The organism is Leucogemmata humicola, from assembly GCF_055379415.1.
Genome location: NZ_AP040875.1, coordinates 941,578 through 963,660, shown reverse-complemented (window position 1 = coordinate 963,660; position 22,083 = coordinate 941,578). Strand labels below are relative to the sequence as shown.

13 protein-coding genes are annotated in these 22,083 nt (G+C 61.9%); 5 read left to right on the top strand and 8 right to left on the bottom strand.

All coding sequences use genetic code 11. From position 1 onward, the window contains the following. Positions 1-147: 147 nt before the first annotated feature. Genes AC6H4Z_RS04010 through AC6H4Z_RS03990 form a run of 5 tightly spaced genes read left to right on the top strand, consistent with a single transcriptional unit; the run spans position 148 to position 9,072 of the window. Positions 148-528, top strand: a complete 381-nt coding sequence (locus AC6H4Z_RS04010) for a hypothetical protein (protein ID WP_497545451.1) — start codon at positions 148-150, stop codon at positions 526-528. Further along, positions 525-3,533 (top strand): glycosyl hydrolase 115 family protein, encoded by a 3,009-nt coding sequence (locus AC6H4Z_RS04005; RefSeq protein ID WP_497545450.1) that lies wholly within the window; start codon positions 525-527, stop codon positions 3,531-3,533. Before AC6H4Z_RS04010 ends, AC6H4Z_RS04005 begins: the two co-directional genes overlap by 4 nt. Positions 3,534-3,585: 52 nt before the next feature. After that, entirely contained in the window at positions 3,586-5,337 is a 1,752-nt protein-coding gene (locus AC6H4Z_RS04000) for a glycoside hydrolase family 43 protein (RefSeq protein ID WP_497545449.1), read from the top strand. After that, positions 5,321-6,415 (top strand): aldose epimerase family protein, encoded by a 1,095-nt coding sequence (locus AC6H4Z_RS03995; protein ID WP_497545448.1) that lies wholly within the window; start codon positions 5,321-5,323, stop codon positions 6,413-6,415. Before AC6H4Z_RS04000 ends, AC6H4Z_RS03995 begins: the two co-directional genes overlap by 17 nt. A 32-nt stretch (positions 6,416-6,447) precedes the next feature. Then, entirely contained in the window at positions 6,448-9,072 is a 2,625-nt protein-coding gene (locus AC6H4Z_RS03990) for a beta-glucosidase (RefSeq protein WP_497545447.1), read from the top strand. A gap of 187 nt (positions 9,073-9,259) precedes the next feature. On the opposite strand, the gene AC6H4Z_RS03985 is transcribed toward AC6H4Z_RS03990, so the two are convergent. The 8 genes from AC6H4Z_RS03985 to AC6H4Z_RS03950 form a co-directional block, all read right to left on the bottom strand. After that, complete coding sequence (locus AC6H4Z_RS03985) at positions 9,260-10,573, bottom strand: serine hydrolase domain-containing protein (RefSeq protein WP_497545446.1); 1,314 nt, start codon at positions 10,571-10,573, stop codon at positions 9,260-9,262. Positions 10,574-10,664: 91 nt separating this feature from the next. Then, on the bottom strand, positions 10,665-11,384 hold the full coding sequence (locus AC6H4Z_RS03980) for a FadR/GntR family transcriptional regulator (protein WP_497545445.1): 720 nt from the start codon (positions 11,382-11,384) through the stop codon (positions 10,665-10,667). 58 nt (positions 11,385-11,442) lie between these two features. Further along, complete coding sequence (locus AC6H4Z_RS03975; protein WP_497545444.1) at positions 11,443-12,621, bottom strand: endo-1,4-beta-xylanase; 1,179 nt, start codon at positions 12,619-12,621, stop codon at positions 11,443-11,445. After that, a complete protein-coding gene (locus AC6H4Z_RS03970; RefSeq protein WP_497545443.1) occupies positions 12,605-14,146 on the bottom strand; it encodes an MFS transporter in 1,542 nt (513 codons plus the stop codon). Before AC6H4Z_RS03970 ends, AC6H4Z_RS03975 begins: the two co-directional genes overlap by 17 nt. 15 nt (positions 14,147-14,161) lie before the next feature. After that, complete coding sequence (locus AC6H4Z_RS03965) at positions 14,162-16,519, bottom strand: glycoside hydrolase family 3 N-terminal domain-containing protein (protein ID WP_497545442.1); 2,358 nt, start codon at positions 16,517-16,519, stop codon at positions 14,162-14,164. A 204-nt stretch (positions 16,520-16,723) separates the two neighbouring features. After that, the gene (locus tag AC6H4Z_RS03960) at positions 16,724-17,092 is read right to left on the bottom strand and encodes a hypothetical protein (protein ID WP_497545441.1); all 369 of its coding nucleotides are present in this window, start codon (positions 17,090-17,092) and stop codon (positions 16,724-16,726) included. A gap of 220 nt (positions 17,093-17,312) precedes the next feature. After that, positions 17,313-18,953, bottom strand: a complete 1,641-nt coding sequence (locus tag AC6H4Z_RS03955; RefSeq protein WP_497545440.1) for a RagB/SusD family nutrient uptake outer membrane protein — start codon at positions 18,951-18,953, stop codon at positions 17,313-17,315. A 29-nt stretch (positions 18,954-18,982) separates the two neighbouring features. After that, positions 18,983-22,030 (bottom strand): SusC/RagA family TonB-linked outer membrane protein, encoded by a 3,048-nt coding sequence (locus AC6H4Z_RS03950; protein WP_497545439.1) that lies wholly within the window; start codon positions 22,028-22,030, stop codon positions 18,983-18,985. Positions 22,031-22,083 lie beyond the last annotated feature (53 nt).

Below are 22,083 nucleotides of genomic sequence, written 5' to 3'. Positions count from 1 at the left end.
GCCAGAGCTAGCGGCCGGCGACAGCGTGGCAGGCGGCCGGTCGAATCGATCTGATCTTGCGGGAGGGTCATAGTGACCACATCATATTATCACTTAACCGGACTAAATCGTATGCCGGCAACCGGAGTGCGTACAACGTTGGGTGCGATGGCTGTCGTTCTGACCGCCATCGCCTGCTCGGCTACGCCGAGGGAGCGGACGACGCCGGCTGCGGACCGGACGTTGATCACCCAGGCGCAATTCAGCGAGTACCACTTCAATACGGCGTACGACGCCGTGGCGGCGCTCCGGGCGAACTGGTTCAACACGAAAGGACCGGACAGCTTTTCGCACCCGAGTGCGGTGCGCGTGTACCTCGATGCGGTGATGCTCGGCGATACGGCGTCACTGCGCACCATTCCGATCACCAGCATTTCGTACCTGAAGTACTTCGACGGCGTGGCGGCGACTGCGCGGTGGGGACTGGATCACGGGGCTGGCGCCATTCTCGTCTCGACGCGGCCATCGGCCGCTGATCAGCGACCATGACCAACAGACTTCCCGTTCGCCGCGCGCTCCTTGCGATCGCGTGCGCATCATCGTCGATCGCCGCACAGAACGTCACGCAAACCTCGGCGAAGCAGTCCTCGTCGTACGTCGCGTCCAAGAACACACCGGGCAGCTTTGCGCTCGCATCGGGTGGACGTTCGGCAACGATCTACGTGAGCGGGAAGGACTTTCCTGGCGTCATTCGCGCGGCGAACGATCTGCGCGCTGATGTCGAACGCGTCACCGGCGCTGCGTCGCGCGTCGTGGCAGATTCGGCGCCGTCGGGGCAGGTGGTGATTGTCGGTACCCTTGGCAAGAGCTCGATCATCGACCGCCTCGTTCGCGAAAAGAAGATCGACGGTTCTGCGCTCGCGGGAAAATGGGAAGCGTTCATCGTGCAGCCGGTGGAGAAGCCGTTGCCCGGCGTCGACCGCGCGCTCGTGATTGCCGGCAGCGACAAGCGCGGCACGATCTACGGCGTGTACGACGTATCCGGTGAGATCGGCGTCTCGCCCTGGTACTGGTGGGCCGACGTGCCCACCGCGCATCAGACAGAGTTGTTCGTTGCGGCGGGCTTGCACACCAAGGGCGAGCCTGCCGTGAAGTACCGCGGCATCTTCATCAATGACGAAGCGCCGGCGTTCTCCGGATGGACGAAGGAGAAGTTCGGCGGCGTAAATCATCTCGTCTACGAGAAGATGTTCGAGCTAATTCTCCGGATGAAGGGCAACTATCTGTGGCCCGCCATGTGGGGAAACGCGTTTGCCGATGACGATTCTCTGAATGCGCGTCTCGCCGACGAATATGGTATCGTCATGGGCACGTCGCACCACGAGCCAATGACACGCGCGCAGCAGGAATGGAAGCGCTACGGCAAAGGCGCGTGGGACTATGGCGTGAACGACTCGACGTTGCGGGCCTTCTGGCGATTCGGGATCGAACGGATGCTGAACAACGGTGCGCCACGCGAGAACATCGTGACCGTTGGCATGCGCGGCGATGGTGACATGCCCATGACGACGAACGGCGAGAGCAACATTGCGCTCCTCGAAGAGATCGTCGCCGATCAGCGTAAGATCATTGCCGACGTGACGAAGAAGGATGCATCGAAGACGCCGCAGCTCTGGGCGCTCTATAAAGAAGTGCAGGACTACTACGACAAGGGCATGCGCGTCCCCGACGACGTCACGCTGCTCTTTGCCGACGACAACTGGGGCAATGTTCGGCGGTTACCCACGGCGGCAGACAGAAATCGTCCGGGCGGATTCGGCGTGTATTACCACTTCGATTACGTCGGCGGACCGCGCAATTACAAGTGGATCAATACCAATCCGATCGCGCGGGTCTGGGAGCAGATGCACCTGTCGTACGAGTCGGGCGCGAATCGTATTTGGGTCGTGAATACCGGCGATCTAAAGCCGATGGAATTCCCGATTCAGTTCTTCCTCGACTATGCGTGGAACCCCAAAGCAATTCCGGCAGAGCGGCTGCCGGAGTACACGCGGCAGTGGGCGGCACAGCAGTTCGGCGCAGCGCAAGCGTCGGAGATTGCCGACATCACGACGACCTACCTCAAGTACGCTGGGCGTCGAAAGCCAGAGCTTCTCGACACCGCCACGTACAGCCTGACGAACTACCGCGAATTCGAGCGGGTGGTCGAAGACTACAACGCGCTTCTGGCTCGCACACAAAAGGTGAACGTCGCGCTCCCGCCGCAGTATCGCGATGCGTTCTACGAACTCGTGCTCCATCCGGTGCAGGCCGCGGCCAATATGAACGGCATGTATTTGATGGCAGCGAAGAACCGCGCGTACGCGCTCGAGGGACGCGCGTCGACGAATGACTTCGCATGGCGAACCCGCGAGCTATTCGATCAAGACGCCGAGATCTCGAAGTACTACAACACAGCGTTGGCTGGCGGAAAGTGGGCGCACATGATGGATCAGACCCACATCGGCTACACGTACTGGCAGGAACCACCGCGCAACACCATGCCGCGTGTCGACGTGATCCAGATCGGCGCCGCGGCGAGCATGGGCGTCTCGGTCGTCGAGCAGAATCATGTTCCGTTCAACGGACGTGGCGGACGCGGTGCTCCTCCGCCGGGATTCGTGGTCGGTGGACGCGGCGAAGTCTCGCTGCCGACGTTCGACACATATCAGCGTCAGATCTTTCACGTCGACGTGTACAACAAGGGCCAGGCTTCGTTCACGTTCGCGGCGCAGGCGGCAGAGCCGTGGGTGAACGTCGTGCCGGCGAGTGGAACGATCGACAAAGAGACGCGCGTTGCCGTGAGTGTCGACTGGACGCGTGCACCGGTCGGCGAGCGAAGGGTGCCAATCACGTTCACCGGCCCGAGCGGTTTTAAATCGGTGATCCAGGCGGTGGTGAGCAACCCTGCGTCGCCCAAGCGTGATTCGATCGTTGGCTTCGTCGAAGGCAACGGCTATGTGTCGATGGAGGCGGAGCACTACAGCAAGGCGATCGGCAGCGGCGCCATCAGCTGGCTGACGATCCCGGACCTCGGGAAGACGCTCTCCGGTGTGACCGCCATGCCGGTCACCGCCGCGATACAGACACCGGGCGGCAACTCGCCACATCTCGAGTATCCGGTATTCCTCTTCGACTCCGGCGCCGTGAAGGTGAACGTGCTCCTGTCGCCGACGCTCAACTTCTCCGGAACCAAGGACGGACTGCGGTACGCCGTGTCCTTCGACGATCAGGCGCCGCAGTTCATGACCGTACAGACGGACACGTCGACGCGCGGCTGGGAAAAGCTCGTCGCGGACAACATCAGTTCGACGTTCACGCAACACACGCTCGCGCGCGGCGGACAGCACGTGCTCAAGTTCTGGATGGTCGACGCCGGCGTTGTGCTGCAGAAGATCGTGATCGAGGCGCGCGACATTGCGCCGAGCTACCTCGGTCCGCCGGAGAGCTACCATCGAGCGGGGGCATCGCCAACCGCACGCTTGAGTGGATCGTCCGGTCGTTCGCCAGAATAACTCGGCGCGTTCTCTCGCGCTGCCACCAGTCCGTTCTCACCCACCCAGAACGATGTCCTGCGTCCGTCAGCTCTGCACACTCGCGTGCTCCGTTCCGTTTGCGATCGCCCTCGCCGCGTGCTCCACCGCCAATTCAGCGACTGTCGATGGCAGAGTTGCCGCGAGCGCTGATCCGCGGTTCGATTGGTTCGCCTACGAGGGATCAGACTCGATTTATAAAACGCTCAAGACAGACGCGGGGAGTTATACGAACCCGATCCTCGCCGGGTTCTACCCCGACCCGAGCATCGTGCGGTCCGGAAACGACTACTATCTCGTCAACTCGAGCTTCGCATATTTCCCTGGCGTTCCGGTCTTCCGCAGCAAGGATCTGGTGAACTGGACGCAAATCGGCAACGTGATCGACCGGCCGACGCAGCTGAAGTTCGACAGCCTCGGGATTTCGCGTGGCATCTTTGCGCCCGCGATTAGCGTGCACGATGGCACGTTCTACATGATCACCACGGCGGCGGACGCGGGCGGCAACTTCATCATGACCGCGAAGAATCCGGCGGGACCGTGGTCGGATCCGATGTGGCTCAAGTTCGACGGCATCGATCCGTCGCTTTTCTTCGACGACGACGGTCGCAGTTACATCGTGAACAATGGTCCGCCGGTCGAGACGCCGCGCTACAACGGCCATCGCGCCATCTGGCTTCAGCAGTGGGATCGCGCGTCAAACGCGATGGTTGGTCCGCGCAAAGTGATCGTCAACGGTGGCGTGGACCTGTCGAAGAATCCGATCTGGATCGAGGCGCCGCACATCTTCAGGAAGGGCGGCAAGTACTACTTGATCTGTGCCGAAGGCGGAACGGCAGACCAGCATTCTGAGGTCGTGTTCCGCAGCGACTCGGTGTTCGGCCCGTATGTTCCGTTCAAAGGCAATCCGATCCTCACGCAACGGCAGCTCGACGAATCGCGGCCATTTCCGATTACGACCACCGGCCACGCCGATTTCGTAGAAACGCAAAATGGCGACTGGTGGGCCGTTTTTCTCGGCGCGCGTCCGTATACGAGAGACACGTACAACACCGGCCGTGAGACCTTCATGCTGCCGGTGCAGTGGCGCGATGGCTGGCCGATCATCCTCGAGGGCAACGCGACGGTACCGTGGACGGTGAAGCGACCGAATCTCCCGCGACAGGCCGCGGCCATTCCGCCCATGTCCGGCAACTTCGTCGATCGCGACAACTTCGATGCGAAGGACCTGCGGTATCAGTGGATGATGATTCGTACGCCACACGAAAAATGGTACGATCTCACGTCGACACCGGGCTGGCTGACGATCAAAGCGCGATCGGAGAAGTTGGGCGAGCTCGGCCAGCCGTCATTCCTTGGGAGACGCCAGCAACATCTTACTGCGTCTGCCTCGACGGCGATGCGCTACACGCCAAGCGCGCCTGGTGACGAAGCTGGACTCACGGTATTCCAGAACGACGACCACTTCTACCTGATCGCCGTGGCCAACGAGAACGGAGCACCGGTAGTCAGGTTGGAGAAGTCGGTGATCGGTGGAGCGAAAGGCGCGACCGACATCGTTGCGTCTGCGCCGCGCGGAGCGGCGCGCGACGCGACGATCTTTCTCAAGATTCAGGCACGCGGACCAATGTACGACTTCTACTACAGTCGCGAACCGAACAAGTGGACGCTGCTCGCCAAGGATGTCGACGGATCGATCCTCAGCACGAAGAAGGCTGGCGGATTCGTCGGAACACTGTTCGGGCTGTACGCGCACTCCGGAGCCACACGTGTTGGATCGAAGTAGCGTCGAGAGAGAGTGGTACGGCGATCTGCCGGACGGTCGAACGGTTGACGCGATCACGCTCGTTGGTGCCGGCGGGCTTCGGCTTCGGTTCATCACGTTCGGCGGCATCATCACGTCGCTCATGGTACCGGACCGCGAAGGCACGCTCGACGACGTCGTACTCGGCTACGATTCGCTCGATGACTACCGCGCCGACGCGCACTTTCTCGGCACCTTGGTTGGCAGGTATGCCAATCGCATTGCGAGGGGACGCTTTGTCGTTGCAGGCCGAGAATACAACGTCGCAATCAACGATCCGCCGAACCATTTGCACGGTGGACCGAACGGCTTCCATCGCGCCGTCTGGGGCTGCGACACGTTCACTCGTGGCACGGACGTCGGCGCCGCGCTCACGCACGTTGCACGCCCCGAGGACGACGGCTATCCCGGCTCGTTGAGCGTTCGCGTGGAGTACACCGTGACTGCGGACAATGCGCTTGTCGTCGATTACACGGCGACCACCGACGCGGCGACGCCGGTAACGATGACGCAACACGCGTACTTCAACCTCGCCGGCCACGACCGGGGCGATGTGTTGGATCATCGGCTGACGATCAATGCGTCGCGCTATACGCCCGTCGACGAGACGCGGATTCCGACGGGCGAGCTGCGCGCCGTGAGCGGCACACCGTTCGACTTTACCGAGGCGTGCGCAATCGGTGCGCGCATCGACGAAGAAGGCGACGACCAACTCCGACTCGGCGGTGGGTACGATCACAACTTCGTGATCGACCGTAAGGACGGAGAAGATCTGGCATTCGCCGCGCGTGTCTACGAGCCGACCTTCGGCCGCGTGATGGAGATCTACACGACCGAACCGGGCATTCAGTTCTATTCTGGAAACGGTTTCGACGACCACGTCGTGGGAAAGCAGTGGCGCGTCTATGGACGCCGGTGCGCGCTCGCGCTCGAGACGCAGCATTTTCCCGATTCGCCGAATCAGCCCGCCTTTCCGTCGACGATTCTCGAGCCTGGCCAGGAACTTCGGTCGAGAACGATTTACAAATTCTCCAACCAGCTGCCGGACCGTCACGCATGACACGCCTGCTTCCCGGACTAGGACGCCCGTTGATGCGACGCCTGCTTCTCACTGTGACAGCGGCGGCCACCGCCTCGCTCGTTGCGACTGTGGCTAGGGCGCAGACGCTTCCGTATCAGAACCAGTCGCTCTCCTTCGACGAGCGCGTCGCCGACCTCGTAGGTCGAATGACGCTCGACGAGAAGGTTCAGCAAATGAAGGACGTCGCGCCAGGAATTCCGCGCCTCGGCGTTCCGGAGTACAACTGGTGGAACGAGGCACTGCACGGCGTCGCACGGTCCGGCCTCGCGACTGTCTTTCCGCAAGCGATCGGAATGGCCGCCACGTGGAACGATGATCTCATGTTCCGCCTCGCGACCGTCATCTCCGACGAAGCTCGCGCAAAGCACCAGCAGTATCTGCGGGAGAACAGCCACCAACGCTATCAGGGCCTGACTTTCTGGTCGCCGAACATCAACATCTTCCGCGATCCGCGATGGGGCCGAGGCCAGGAGACGTACGGCGAAGATCCATTCCTCACCGGCAAACTTGGCGTGCAGTTCATTCGCGGACTGCAGGGCGATGATCCGAAGTACTTCAAGACGGTAGCGACGGTCAAGCATTTCGCGGTGCACAGCGGACCCGAGCCCGAGCGTCACTCGTTCGATGCGGTGGTGAGCGAACGCGACCTCCGCGAGACCTATCTCCCCCATTTCGAGATGGGAATTCGCGAAGGCAAAGCGTACTCGCTGATGTGCGCGTACAACCGCATCGATGGCAAAGCGGCGTGCGGCAGCGATATGCTGATCACGAACATCCTGCGCGACGAATGGAAGTTCCCAGGTTACATCGTCTCGGATTGTGGTGCGATCGACGACATCTATCTGAGGCATAAAGTCGCGCCGACGGCCGCGGCCGCAGCGGCGCTCGCAGTCAAGACGGGCACGGACCTCGACTGCGGTCGCGTCTACCCGAATCTTGTCGACGCAGTGAAGCAGGGCCTGATCACCGAAAAGGAGATCGACGTTTCACTCAAGCGGCTGTTCCTTGCTCGCTTCAAGCTCGGCATGTTCGACTCGACGTCGCGAGTGAAGTGGGCGCAGATCCCGTACAGCGTCGTCGATCAGCCGGCGAATCGCGCACTCGCGACGCGTGTAGCGCGCGAGTCGATGGTCCTGCTCAAGAATCAGGGCAATGTCCTTCCTCTCAAGAAGACTCTGAAGACGATCGCCGTGATCGGACCGAATTCCGATCAGACGCAGATGCTGCTCGGCAACTACAACGGCATTCCGAAAGATCCGATCACACCGCTGCGCGGCATCCGTGCAGCAGTACCTAACACGAAGGTGCTGTATGCGCGTGGCTCTGATCTCGCCGACGGCTTCCCGGTGCTCGATCGCGTTCCGCCGAGTGTGTTGCAGACACCGGAAGGGAAGCGCGGGTTGAAGGTCGAGTACTTCTCGACGAGCGCTGCCGAGGGCACACCCGTCGCGACGGCGACCGATTCATCGATCGACGCTGACTGGAAAGAAGGCGCCCCACGCAAGGGAATGAACGTCGACAACTTCGGCGTTCGCTGGACCGGTACCTTCCGCCCACCGCAGACCGGCACGTATCGACTCGCGCTCATCGGCACGGTGAAGTTCGAGATGTACCTCGACGACAGTCTGGTCACTCGTTCGTTCTATCCGACGCACGATGGCGAATATCCCGACCCGCGGCTGAATCAGACGGAGCCGATGCAGCTTCAGGGCGGACACGACTACAAGATTCGCGTCATCGGTCGCGAGACGTACGGCGAAGCGCAGCTGCAGATGCTCTGGTCGACGCCGCACGAAGCGCTGCTCGGCGAAGCAGAAGCGATCGCCAAACAGGCTGACGCCGTCGTGATGTTCCTTGGCCTCACGGCGCGATTGGAAGGCGAGGAGATGCGCGTGCAGGTGCCGGGATTCCGCGGCGGCGATCGCACGAGTATTGACCTACCAGAACCGCAGGAAAAGCTGCTCGAACGTATCGCTGCGCTCGGGAAGCCGACTGTAGTCGTGCTACTCAACGGCAGTGCGCTCGCCGTAAACTGGGCGCAGTCGAACGTGCCGGCGATCGTCGAAGCGTGGTATCCGGGACAGGCCGCAGGAACAGCGATTGCCGACGTGTTGTTCGGCGACTACAACCCGGGCGGTCGCCTGCCGGTAACGTTTTATAAAAGTGTGAACGATCTGCCGGCGTTCGAGGACTACAAGATGACGGGCCGCACATATCGTTTCTTCAAGGGCGAGCCGTTGTACCCGTTTGGTCATGGCTTGAGCTACACGACGTTCGGCTACAAGAACCTTCGGACGAGCAGTGACAAGCTCGGCGCGACGGATACGATGACGGTGCGCGTCGACGTCACGAACACGGGCAAGCGCGCGGGCGACGAGGTTGTGCAGCTCTACGCGCAGCACCTGGGATCGAAAGTCGATCGTCCGAACAAGGATCTGCGCGGCTATCAGCGCGTATCGCTCAAGCCAGGTGAAACGAAAACGGTCTCGTTCAAGCTGCCGGCGTCGTCGCTCGCGTATTGGAACGCCGATACGCACGGTTGGACCGTCGAACCGGATCAGGTGAATCTGCAGATTGGCGCGTCGGCGGCGGACATTCGTTTGAATAAGACGGTGGAAATCGGCTCTAGGCGCTAGGGTGTTGGGGGCAAGGCGCTAGGGTTTTGGGGGCTAGGCGCTAGGCACTGGGCGCTAGAGAATCGGAAAGGGGGCGCGGCGGTTGCCGCGCCCCCTCTTTGTGTTTGTGACTACGACGCGGCGATCCGTCGTCCACGGAATCACCAAATAAAACTCTTCCGAATTTCTAGCGCCGAGCGCCTAGTGCCTAACGCCTCAGATCATCCACCAACGCCTGATACACCGCGGTATCAAACGCCTCTTTGATTCCGCCGCTCGCTGATGGAACCACTTGCACCATCAGACAAATGACCAGGCGCTCCTTCGGATCCACCTTGTACGTCGAGCCATAGGCACCGCCCCACGAGAATGTGCCGACGGAACTCATCCCGTTGGCGCCATATCGTTCCGTAGTTTCGAAACCAAGGCCGAATCCGAGTCCACCATCTGCCGCGTGGAGCAGGCCGACCTGATTCGTGCGCATCAATGCAACCGTGTGCGGAGCGAGATACCGACGACCGTCGATTGCACCATCGTTGCGCAGCATTTCGAGGAAGTGCGCATAGTCGCGCGCCGTCGACAGCAGCCCCGCCCCGCCGGCAAAGTTGCGACGCGGGCCATCGACGTAGTTCCCCTGCCCTTTCGGACCGTCTGGCGCCCGCGACACTCGGCCGGATTCGTCGGGTGTGTACACGGCGGCGAGCCGCGCGCGCTTGTCCGGAGGCAGAAAGAAATACGTGTCGTTCATGCCGAGCGGCTTGGTGATGCGCTCGCGAATGAACTCGTCAAGCGGCTTGCCGCTCGCGCGCTCGATCACGCAGCCGAGCACGTCGAGATTGTAGCCGTACACCCACGCCGTGCCGGGCTGCGCAACGAACGGCAGCGTGGCGAGACGCTCCATCGTCGTGCAGATCGTCTCGTCCTTGTCGGCCGTGTACCATCCGTACGCGTTGCCGCCATAGCCGAGCTTCTTCTCGTCGTAGATGCGGAGCAGCATGCCTTCGCCGCCATACGACATGCCCGACGTATGCGTGAGAAGATCACGCACCGTGATCTGACGACGCGCCGCAACGATGACGCGATTGGAGTCGCTCGCCGGCTTCGTTGAATCGCGGCGAATGGCTACGGTCGTCTTGGCGAACGCGGGAATCCATCGACTCACCGGATCCGACAAATTGATCTTCCCTTCTTCGACGAGCATGAGCGCCGCGACGCTCGTGATCGCCTTGGACTGCGACGCGATGCGAAAGATCGCATCGGTGGTCATGCGCTTGTTCGCTTCGCGATCCGACCAGCCGATCGCCTTTTCGTACACGACCTTGCCGTCGCGCATCACGAGGCCCACGCCGCCGGCAATCCGGTTGTCGTCCACGTAGCGCTGAAGCGCCGAGTCGATCCGCGCGAGACGATCGGTCGCGAAGCCATTGACCGTGGCCGACGACCTCGGTGCCTGCGCTCCCAGCGTTGAGGCGGCGGCGAAGCAGAGCGTGACGAGAAGACGAACGGTAGGAACCGCGCGCATGGCACTGCCTCCAGTTTGTCCGGAAGGGAGCTAGGCCAGCAAACTCCGAAGAGAACTTCGAACGGACGGAATCATACGTCCGTTCGAAGCATCACGCGACCGGGTGGTCTTCGGGGTTCCAGCGCAGAATGGCGTCCTGGACGCCGCTCAGATGCTTGCGCATTCGTTCGACAGCGACGCTTTCATCGCGCTGCTCGAGCGCGTCGAGGATCGCCAGATGCTCCTGGTGATCGCGGTCGCGCGATCCAAAGATGCCGAGAATCAGGCGCTGCTCGTCAGTGAACAGGTCGTGCAGGACGTCGAGCAACTGAGCGAGCACGGTGTTGCCCGACGCGCGAGCGATCTGCCGGTGAAAGCCCATGTTCACTTCGTTCAGCACCGGGTCGTTGCCAAGGTTCTGAGCCGCGGTCGTCAACAGGCGCCGCATCTCGACGAGATCCTCGAGCGTTCCGTTCTTACACGCATCAGCGACCGACTGCGTCTCGAGCGGTTCGCGAACCCGAATGAGGTCGAGCAACAGCTTCTTCGTGACGGTGCCCGCATAGTCAGGGCTCGCCAGCACGAGTACTTCTTCGCTGCGCGTGACGTACACGCCAGACCCGTGACGGATCTCGACGAAGCCCATCGTCTCGAGCTTCTTGAGCGCCTCGCGGATGGTCGGATGGCCAACGCCAAAGCGCCGCGCCATCTCCATGATCGGAGGGAGGCGATCGCCCTGCTGGTAGTCGCCCTTCTGAATCATCGCGCGAATACGCTGCGCAAGCTTGTCGGACAGGCTCTGCTTTAGGACAGGGCCGAACGCATCTCTCATGAGGCGGTCTCCGGCGCGGGAGTGATCCACGCGCTTCGATCAGGAATCAAGCTGACCATCATGGTCTGATGCCCGCGCGCGCCTGGCGCGCCACATCCATCACGGCAGCGAATGCAGGCTTCGGCAGATCCTGCCGATCGAACAATAACGAGTAGTTGGTCCGGCCAGGCATCGGCCAGTTGTTCAGCCACGAATCTCCATCGCCCACGCCCCAGAGGGTCACGCGGTCGACGACTCCACGATGCTTCATGAAAACCTTGAAGAAATCGGCGTAGCGCGTGGCCAGCGCCTGTTGCAGCGAGTCGGGCAAGCCCGCCACGTACGGATTGACCGCACTTGCGCCCCCGGCCTCCGGCTGGACGCGAACACTTACGTCGGCCGTCCGATTCCGGGTCGCTGCGGGCAGCACGTCAACGTCGAGCTCCGTGATGTTGACCTTCACACCCAGCGCGCCGAGCACCCCGATCGTGGTGTCGTGCATCGCGACGTTGTGTAGCCACAGCTTGTCGTGCGCCTGCGAGCCGACGGCGGTGATCGTCACGCCCGCCGCCTTGAGCTTCTTCACCAGTTCCGCGGCGCCATTGCGCTTCGCCGCGTTTTCGAGGTTGTAGTCGTTGTAGTACAGCTCGGCCTTGGGATCGGCTTCGTGCGCGAACTGGAATGCTTTCGCGATGTAGTCGTCCCCAATGATCGTTTTCCAGGGCGACGCGCGCAGCGTTCCATCCTCGTTCAACGCTTCATTGACGACATCCCACCCCTGGATCCGACCCTTGTAGCGTCCGACCACTGTGGTGATGTGCTCGCGCATACGCTCCAGCAGCGCGTCGCGCGTCAACGGCTTGCCCTCGGCGTCCTGGAACACCCATCGCGGCACCTGGCTATGCCAAACGAGCGTGTGGCCGATGATGAACATTCCGTTCGCTTCGCCGAACGCGACGTACTTGTCCGACGGCGCGAAGTCGTACGTTCCGAGGCGTGGATGTACGTTTTCCCACTTCAGCACATTCTCGGGAGAGATGGTGTTGAACTGGGCCTTCGCCAGCGCCGCGCCCTTGGCATCGGCACCAGAAAACTGATTCTCATTCAGCGCCGCGCCGACACGGAAATAACCGGCGAAGGCTTCCTTGAGTGTCGTCGCCGACTGCGCGCCCAACGACTGGGGATTCGCCCAAGCGAGCGCTCCGAGTGCGATGACTCCAAGCGCGACCGACCTACGATGCTTAGTTCGTTGCAACAACAGCCCCTCCGCGATCGGGAAGTCCAGGCGCGGACACACCAGCCGTGTAGCCACGACGGCGTTCCTCGAGCTCGGTCGACATTTGCAGGCCAACCGCACGCGTGATGCGATAGCGGAACAGGCAGATGACCACGATGACGAGGAAAATGGCCGGATATACGCTCACCGTGAGGCGAATGCCCATCAACGCGTGTTCGGTCTGCGTCGTGTTCGGCTGGTAGCCGTAACCCGACAGCAGCAATCCGGCGAGTGCACCGCCGATGCTCAATCCTGTCTTGAGCGCAAACAGAATCGTCGCGAACACCACTCCCGTCGTTCGACGCCCCGTCTTCCACTCGGCGTAATCCGCCGTGTCGGCAAACATCGCCCAGAGCAGCGGAATGGTCGGCGCGTAGCAGAGCGCGCGCACTAGCTCGAGCGTGTACGTCCCGCCGATCGACGTAGCCGGCATGAGGATGAACGAGGCGAGAAACACCGTCGTCAACGCGAAGCCGACGAGTGCGACACCGCGCTTGCCGAACCGCATGGCAAGGAAAGTCGAGAGGGCGACACCGATGACTGTGATGCCCTGACTCGCGATGTTGAACAAGCTGAATCCAACCGACGCGACGTTCGACCGATCGGCGGCGAGAATGAGCCCGAGCACATTCATGAGGTAGTGGCCACCATCGGGCGACGCAGCCGTCGCCTGCGGCAGACCGATTCCCTGAAGAAACTCGAGGAGCTTCGCCTTATCGACGTAGTAGTTGAAGTAGTAGAACATCGTACCGCCGCGCATCGCCACGAAGATGAAGTGCGACAGCGTCACGATGAACATCGCGATCCAGGGACCGTTCTTGAACAGGTTCTTGAAGTCCTCGCGCGGGTTGGACTTTTGTTGCGGCGGCGGAGCGATGCGCTCTTTGGTCGTGAGGAACGTGATCACGAAGCACACGACGCAGACGACGGCCCATAGGGTCATCGTCTTTTGCCAGCCGACGGCGTTGTTGCCCTGACCAAACTTGGCGACGAGTGGCAGCGTGAATCCGCCGACGATCAACTGTGCGAGCATGGCCGCAACGAACCGATATGACGACAGCACGGTGCGCTCGTCGCTGTCGCCCGTCATCACACCACTCATTGCTGAATACGGCGTGTTGTTCGCCGAGTACAGCGTCATGAGGAAGATGTTGGTCATGCAGGCGTACAGGATCTTGGCCGTCGAACCGAACGACGCCGGCACGGTGTACGCGAGCACCATCACGATGCCCCACGGGATCGCGGTCCAGAGCACCCACGGGCGGAACTTGCCGAAGCGCGTATTCGTGCGATCGGCGAGCACGCCCATCATAGGATCGAAAAACGCATCCCACAAACGGCCGACGAGAAGCATCATGCCCGCGGCGGCCGCGGTGATACCCATCGTGTCGGTATAGAAGTTCAACTGAAACAGGATCATCGTCATGAAGACGAAATTCGCCGCGGCATCGCCGAGGCTATATCCCGTTTTCTCGATGAACGAAAGCCGTTCGCTGGATCGAGCCATGACGATAGGTCCTTGTTAAGCGTGTCGTCCGTGCGCCGCGTCGTCGACGCGCAACGTCACGGTTTGGAGATCTGAATCGCGCGATGATGTTCCAACCATGATCGCGAATTCGCCAGGCTCGACCACGTAGTTCATGTCGATGTCGTAGAACGCGAGCGACGCCGGTGAGATCGAGAGCTCGACTGTCACGGTTTCGCCCGGATTCAACCAGACTTTCTTGAAACCACGCAGCTCCTTGATTGGGCGCGTGACTGAGCTGATTCGATCGCGGATGTACACCTGCACCACTTCCGACCCGCGATGCGCTCCGGTGTTGGTCACGTCCGCAAACACGCGCGTCGCGCCAATGATGCCGATTCGTTCGTCGGCCAAACGAACGTTAGAGATCTTGAAATTCGTATAGCTGAGCCCGAAGCCGAACGGATAGAGCGGTGTCACGTCGTCGAAGAGATAGCCTCGACGCGCCGACGGCTTGTAGTTGTAGAAGGACGGCAGATGGCCAGCGGAGCGCGGAATCGAAATCGCGAGCTTGCCGCCCGGATTGAAATCCCCGAACAGAACGTCGGCCACGGCGTTGCCCGTTTCCTGGCCGAGATACCAGCACTCGAGAATCGCCGGCACCTTGTCGGTGAGTTCCGTGATCGCGAGCGGACGCCCGTTGAACAGCAACGCGACGATGGGTTTGCCGAGCGCGACCATGGCATCGACCAGCTCATTCTGCCGGCCAATGAGGTCGAGGCTCGTGCGATCGCCCATGTGCTTGAGGTTCCACGCCTCGCGCGACGTCTGCTCGTTGCCGCCAATGGCGAGTACGATGACGTCCGCACGCTTCGCGACTTCGACCGCTTCCGCGATCTGGCGGCGATCTTCATCGGGATCGCTCGGGAATACTTCGTCGAGGCTCCACGAACCGCCCGGCCGCGTGATCTTGCAGCCTTCGCTGTAGATGACGTTCACGCGCTCGCCAATGCGCTGGCGAATTCCGTCGAACACCGTCACGTCGTACTTCGGTGTGCCGCTATAGCCGCCGAGTAGGCTGCGATGGCCGTTCGGCCCGATCACAGCGAGTGTCTTCAGCTTCTCCGGCGCGAGGGGCAACACGCCGTTGTCGTTCTTGAGCAGCGTGATGGTCTCGCGCGCCGCCTGCAGCGCGAGTACGCGGTTCTCCTCCGAACCAACGACTCGCTCAGCCTGCGCTGGGTCGACGTACGGATCGTCGAACAATCCCATGCGAAACTTCCAGAGCAGCATTGGCGCGACGAGATCGTCGAGCTGCGCTTCCTGAAGCGTCCCATCGCGCACGAGCTCGACGAGATGCAGATAGCAGTCGGGCTCTGGGAATTCGATGTTCACGCCGGCTCGCACGGCGAGTACGCACGCTTCGCGCTTGTCGGCCGCGACGAAATGCCCATGCGTATCGGGGCGATCGTTCAGCTCCCAAATCGCATAGTAATCCGAAACGACAAAACCGTCGAAGCCCCATTCCTTGCGGAGCACGTCGCGCAACAACCAACGATTTGCATGCGACGGAACGCCATCGACTTCATTGTACGACGCCATCACGCTCACGGCGCCGCCCTCGAGAATCGCGTCCTTGAACGGCTGCAGGAATGTCTCGCGGAGGACGCGCGCCGAAACGTTCACTGGCGCGCAGTTCATCCCAGATTCCGGCTGCCCATGCGCGACGAAGTGCTTCATCGTCGCGAGAATGTGCTTCTTGTCGGAGAACGAGCGGTCGCCCTGAAAGCCCTTGACCGCCGCGACGCCCATGCGCGCGACGAGATATGGATCTTCACCGAACGTCTCTTCCACGCGTCCCCAACGCGGATCGCGCGCGACGTCGACAACGGGCGTGAGCGCGTGGTGCGTTCCCCGCAACCGCGCTTCCTCCGCCGTCATCGCGTACAGCGACTCGACGAGATCCGGATTGAACGTCGCACCGAGTCCGATCGGCTGGGAAAAGCTCGTGCCCTCTGGCGCGGCCTGTCCGTGCAGACATTCCTCATGGAACATGACCGGAATACCGAGCCGGCTGTTCTCGATGAAGAACTTCTGAATGGCGTTGGTGAGTTCCGCCTGGCCGCGCGCACTCTTGCCGCCGCCCGCGTCGCTCGGACGACCAACCTGCCCAATGCCGTTCCCATCGGAAAACGCGGCTGCGGCTTTGGCGGGATCGAAGTTGCCCGCAGCGTCGACAAGCTTGTCGGCCTTCTGTTGCCAGACGCACATCATCTGCGCGGCCTTCTCCTCGAGCGTCATCCGCGCGAGGAGATCGGCCACGCGCTTGTCGGCCGGCACTCGCGGATCGCGATAAGGAGCATCGCCAACCGTCGCGTTCAATGAACGGACGGCATCACCAGTCGCATCGATCATCGTTGTCCGAATTGCCGCGGAGGCGCTGCTCCGCGGCCAGGCGAACGAACCGTCGGCGCGTGCATCACGCCGACCGTGGCCGGGTGGTGGTTTCCAAAATTGTCATGCACCGGCAGGAGCTGCGTCCGACCGAGCCAAATTATTGGTGGAGACTGCGCACAATCGTTCGAGGTCTTCTCAGTGCCGCAGCTGTCCGCGCGAGGACTACTGAGCGCTGTCGGGGATTCGCGTGCGAGGCGGTACGGGCGTACGACGAGTGCTGTCCGGAACTGGAATGCCGGCTGCCCCATCCGACCAGGTCGAGATATGGATGACACCAGCTCCGTGATCAACGCCCCACAGGCTCGTTGCGGAAACACCGTCATAGAACCGCACGGTGTTCACGAGATCCGGCTGCATCCGTTGCAGCGTGCTCACGTCGCCCAAGCGTGTTCCGTCCACGTAGACCCAGATGACGCTGGGTGAGAGGAAGCTGTCCACCCCCCGCGTCCGTAGCCACGTCGAGCGCATTGCGACGACTGCGTCGTAGACCGTCGCATAGTGCCCCGAGACCATCTGCTCGCGGGTGATCACCGTTCGGTCGAGGCGACGAGTCTGCTGTGCCCGGGGCGCACCACATCCGACTGCCTGTGCGAAAATGGCAATCGCACCAAGGACGCGTACTGCTGTCCGGCAGCTGCATGGAGTGCGCATGGTCGAACACGGGGAGCACGTTCGATGCCCTTCTAGTCCAGCGCCTGCGCTCTCCCGGCCGTGATGTTGACCGGACAGGAGAGCGCCGACTCATTCAAACTTACGGATACCCTGGGTTCTGCGGGAACGCGGTCTTTCCACCATCCGTTCTGTCGATCTGGGTCTGCGGAATCGGCCGCAACATGAAGTACGCCTGCACTGCCGAGGCAGTGGAGTTGTTCGCCTTCACGCGGCGGAGGAAGATGTCGGATCCCTGACGCGTCAGCGTGAAGAACCGCAGCTCTTCGCCGGCCAGTTCGCGTTCCCGCTCATCGAGCAGGTAGTCGATCGGGCTCGTGTTGAATGCGGCCACGTCCACGTCATTCGACGTCTTGTTGCTCTGATTGATCGCCGCACGCTCGCGAATGACGTTGATATCGGCGATCGCGGCACTAGCACGTCCCGCACGAATGTTCGCCTCAGCCCGCATGAGATAGACGTCGGCCAACCGCCACAGCTGCCGATCGCGGTGCCCGGGGAATACGTTCGCGTCCGTGCGGGTCTGGTCGAGATACTTCTTCAATGTCGGAAACAGACCGTTGGTGTACTGCGGCTCGCCGTATTTGCCAAAGCGTGCCGACGGCGACGTCTCTGCCGTAGCCGATCCGGTGAGCAAGATCGCCGTGTCGGTCGCCGAGCGCAGCCAGACGGTCTGGAAGGTCGAGTTGTACCGGCTGTCCGTCGTGCGGTTGTACAGGTCGAGAAGGTGACGCGTGGGCCGAGTTCGGCGATACGGACGACCATAGCCCGGGGTTCTCGCGAGACCAGGGTTGGTGTACGCCGAGTTGTCGTACCACATCACCCAATAGAGGTGCATGTTGTTGCCGAAGGCGTCCGTGCCGTTGTCGCCCGTGAACGTCACGGAGAACACGAGCTCAGGATCGGTCTTCTGCGACGGTGCGTAGTCGCATGCACCGCTCGTCGTCGACGTCGCGCAGAACAGCGCCGAGAAGTTGGAATTCAGCGTGTACTTGCCGGACCCGATGACATCGTTGGTGAGCGTGACCACCTTGTCGAAATCGCCAGCCGCCGCGCGCGTCAAGTAGACCTCGGACAGCAGCGTTTCCGCTGCGCCCTTGGTGGCGCGGAAGTAGTCGGACGTCGCGCCCTTGAGCGGAAGATTCGCGATCGCGAATTCGAGATCGGGAATGATCGCCACGGAGTACACCGAATCGACCGGCGCGCGATGGGCTTGAATCGACACGCCCTCGGTCGGCTTCAGGTTCAGCTGCACCGCGCCGTAGCTGCGGACAAGATTGAAGTAGTACAGCGCCCGCAGGAATCGATTTTCGCCAAGCCGGATATTCTTCGTCGCCGTTGGCAGGCTGGACCCTTCAATCGAAGCGATGGCCGTATTGGCGGTATTGATCGCCGAATACGAGTTCGCCCACATGTCCTGCACGCTACCACCGACGGACGGCGTGAACTGCGCCGTGTAGTCGTTGAAGTAGCCTGCGCCGCTGGCGTCGAACTGCTCGCCCTTCTCCCATGAGTCCGTGCCGACCATGAAGAGGCGAACTTCGGCTTCACCGCCGAAGATTCCGCGGAGCCCAGCATAGGTACCGAGCGTTGCTGCCTCGGCGCCGGCTGGAGTTTGGAAGTAGCTCGATGTTACACCCGTGACCGGGTATTCCTTGAGGTCCGTGCAGCTCGCCACCCCCACGAGGGCGGCGAGTGCGAGGGCCGATCGTGTATGCATCATGATTATGCCGTATGCGTAAGGGTAGCGGATTAGAACCGGACGTCGACGCCGAACAAGAGCGAACGCGAGGCGGGACCGCCCTGGTCGACCTGTGACGCGCTGGTGTTCGGATTGCCGACGCTGTAGCCCGCTTCTGGATCCCATCCCTTGTAGGACGTGAAGATGAAGGGGTCCTGCGCCCGGACGTACAACCGCGCACCATTCGACGCGAACTTGCTGGCCAGCTTGGGGCTCAGCGTGTAGCCGACGGTGATGTCGCGGATGCGCACGAACGACCCGTCCTTATAGTTGCGGGCGCTGGCGAAGTTACCCAAGCCGTCGACGCTCGGACGCGGATCCGTACCAGTCTGGTTTTCCGGCGTCCAGTAGTTCGTCTCGATGTTGTTGAAGCGACCGGACAAGCCGTCGTACGCCGCCGTGAACGCATCGTTGATCGTGAAGCCGATACGCGCCGTGGTGAGCACCGACGCATCCAGGCTCTTGAACGTGAACCGGTTGTTGATGCTGCCCTGCCACTTCGGGAAGTTGTAGTGGCGGCCAATGATCTGGCGATCGTCGGAGTTGATCTTGCCGTCGCCGTTCAGGTCTGCGACGCGGACGCTGCCCGCCTTACAACCGCACATCGTACGAGCCAGCGCCGTGTCGGCGATCTGCCACAGTCCGACGTACTTGTAGTCGTAGTTGACGTTGATCGGCTGACCGACCCAACGAAGGTTGCCCACGTCAGCGGTCAGGCCGCTCGAGAGCGAGACGATCTTGTTCTTGTCGGTCGACCAGCTGAGGTCAGTCGTCCAACCCAACCCGTGGTAGTTCCGCAAGTTCTGCGTGGTGATGCCGACTTCGACACCGGTGTTCTGCGTGGCGCCCACGTTCTCGAGTACACTCGAATAGCCCGAGGTGTACGGCAGCGCGCGTGAGAGCAGCAGGTTGCTCGTGTTCTCGCGGTAGACGTCGAGGCTACCCGAGATGCGCTGGTCGAAGAATCCGTAATCGAGACCGGCGTTGAACTTGTCGGTCGTTTCCCACTTGAGACCTGGATTTGGGATCGAGCCCGGGCCGAACGCGGTCAAGTAGTTCGTTCCGCTCGCGTACCACGTGCGGCTCAGAAGACCAAGCGTCTGGTAGGCACCGATCGCGCTGTTGCCGACGCGGCCGTAGCTCACGCGAAGCTTGAGGTCCGTGAGCGAGGGGACGCGCTTCATGAACGACTCGTCGCCGATCTGCCAGCCGAGCGATGCCGCCGGGAAGAACGCGAACTTGTGCCCATCCGCCAGCACGCTGGATCCGTCGTAGCGACCCATGGCCGACAACGTGTAACGATCACGGAACGTGTAGTTCACGCGACCCATGCCCGATTGGAGCGCGGTTCGATTCAACGAACCATTCAGCACGGGGGTGGAACCTGTACCCAGGTTGTACCAAAGCTGGCTGTCGAACGGCAGCTGATTCGCGGTTGCGCTATCGAACACGCTCTTGAAGTTCGCAACCTCGTAGAGCGCCGTGACCTGGAAATGGTTCTCGCCGTAGCTGCGGTCGAGGTCCACGAAGTTCGACAACGTGTAGCTCGTGTTCTGATTTCGGGCGACCGTCGCATCAGGAGCACCGGTGCCGCGCTTTTGGCGCGTATAGATGCCGACGAGCTGACCATCCGTCTGATTGTTGTACTGCGGGCCGAAGGCCACGTTGTACTTGATGCCCTGAGCCAACTCGAACGAACCCGTGAGCGTACCGAGGACGTTGGTCCGATCGACGCCACGCTGATACGCCTTGGCGGCCATGACCGGGTTCACGAGGAGGCCGTCTTCGGTCGGCAGGAAGACCTGGTTGCCGAGCGAATCGATGTTGCGGCCGAGCGCCGGATTGAAGAGCGCTTCATCCCACATGACCGAGCCGCGGCCGACGTCGCGATGGTTCTGCGCGCCCTGAATTCCGAGCTGCAGGCTCAGGCGGCCCTGATTGTGACTGAGGTTGAAGGAGCCGGTGCGGGCGGTATAGCCCTGCACGATGCTGATGCCGTTCTGGCCGAGGTAGCCGAACCCGGCGCGGAAGCGCGTCTGTGAATTGCCACCGGTGAAGCCGAGCTGCGTGTTCTGCAAGTTGCCGTCGCGCAGCATCAGGTCCTGCCAATTCGTGTTCACGCCGGCGGCGAGGTTGGCTCGCATCGTCGGATCGAGCGCCACTGCGTCGCAGGTCGCCGGACTCGAGGCATAGTTGGCGCAGGCGGTCGCGTACGAAGCCGTGGCGGAATTGCGATATGACTCGCGGCGGTAGTTCGCGAACTCCTGCCCGTTCATCATCGGGACTTCCTGGCGGATTCGCGACGCACCGTACGTGGTGTTGACGGTGAACTCGGTGTTCCCCGACAATCCGCCGCGCTTCGTCGTGATCATGACGACGCCGTTGGCGCCGCGGCTTCCGTAGACTGCGGAGGCCGAGGCATCCTTGAGCACGTCGATGCTCTCGATGCTGTTCTGATCGATGTCGCGCAGGTCGCCAGTAATCGGCACGCCGTCCACGACAAAGAGCGGACTGTTGCCCGCGTTGATGGAGCGGATGCCGCGGATGCGAATGTTCTGCGTCGCACCGGGATCGAAGCTCGTGGCGGTGATGTCGACGCCGGGGATTCTCCCCTTGATAGCATCGAGTGCGTTGCCGCCGACGACCTGTTGCAGCGCGTCAGCCTTGATGGTGGAGACGGCACCCGTGACTTCGCGACGGCTCTGCGAGCCGTAGCCGACGGTGACGACACCATCGAGTTGCAGTGCGGTCGCCGTGAGCTGCAGGGTGACCGTAGCCGTTTGGCCGGCCACCACGGTCACGGTCTGCGTTGTGGGCGTGTAGCCAAGACGAGCCGCGCGCACGACGCGCTGGCCCACTGGTACGTCGGTGATCGTGAACCGGCCGGCCGTGTCAGAAACGGCGCCACGCGAGGCGCCGATGACCGTGACCTGAATGCCGGGCAAATACAGCCCCTCTGCCGCCATGACCCTGCCGGTGATCCGCCCGACTCCTTGTGCTTGGGCGACGGCGCCGGCCGTGAACAGCGTGAGGATCGCTAGGAGAGTCCTGCGTCCCATCAGTTTTTCCTCCGTAGAGCGGTAGGGGTTCGTACGGCACTGCGACAAAACAC

What these genes read in the sequence shown, in the direction of transcription:
- AC6H4Z_RS03970 (WP_497545443.1), bottom strand. Translation starts at nt 14,146, where the DNA reads ATGGCTCGATCCAGCGAACGGCTTTCGTTCATCGAGAAAACGGGATAT.
- AC6H4Z_RS03950 (WP_497545439.1), bottom strand. Translation starts at nt 22,030, where the DNA reads ATGGGACGCAGGACTCTCCTAGCGATCCTCACGCTGTTCACGGCCGGC.
- AC6H4Z_RS03990 (WP_497545447.1), top strand. Translation starts at nt 6,448, where the DNA reads ATGCGACGCCTGCTTCTCACTGTGACAGCGGCGGCCACCGCCTCGCTC.
- AC6H4Z_RS04010 (WP_497545451.1), top strand. Translation starts at nt 148, where the DNA reads ATGGCTGTCGTTCTGACCGCCATCGCCTGCTCGGCTACGCCGAGGGAG.
- AC6H4Z_RS04005 (WP_497545450.1), top strand. Translation starts at nt 525, where the DNA reads ATGACCAACAGACTTCCCGTTCGCCGCGCGCTCCTTGCGATCGCGTGC.
- AC6H4Z_RS04000 (WP_497545449.1), top strand. Translation starts at nt 3,586, where the DNA reads ATGTCCTGCGTCCGTCAGCTCTGCACACTCGCGTGCTCCGTTCCGTTT.
- AC6H4Z_RS03985 (WP_497545446.1), bottom strand. Translation starts at nt 10,573, where the DNA reads ATGCGCGCGGTTCCTACCGTTCGTCTTCTCGTCACGCTCTGCTTCGCC.
- AC6H4Z_RS03965 (WP_497545442.1), bottom strand. Translation starts at nt 16,519, where the DNA reads ATGATCGATGCGACTGGTGATGCCGTCCGTTCATTGAACGCGACGGTT.
- AC6H4Z_RS03980 (WP_497545445.1), bottom strand. Translation starts at nt 11,384, where the DNA reads ATGAGAGATGCGTTCGGCCCTGTCCTAAAGCAGAGCCTGTCCGACAAG.
- AC6H4Z_RS03955 (WP_497545440.1), bottom strand. Translation starts at nt 18,953, where the DNA reads ATGATGCATACACGATCGGCCCTCGCACTCGCCGCCCTCGTGGGGGTG.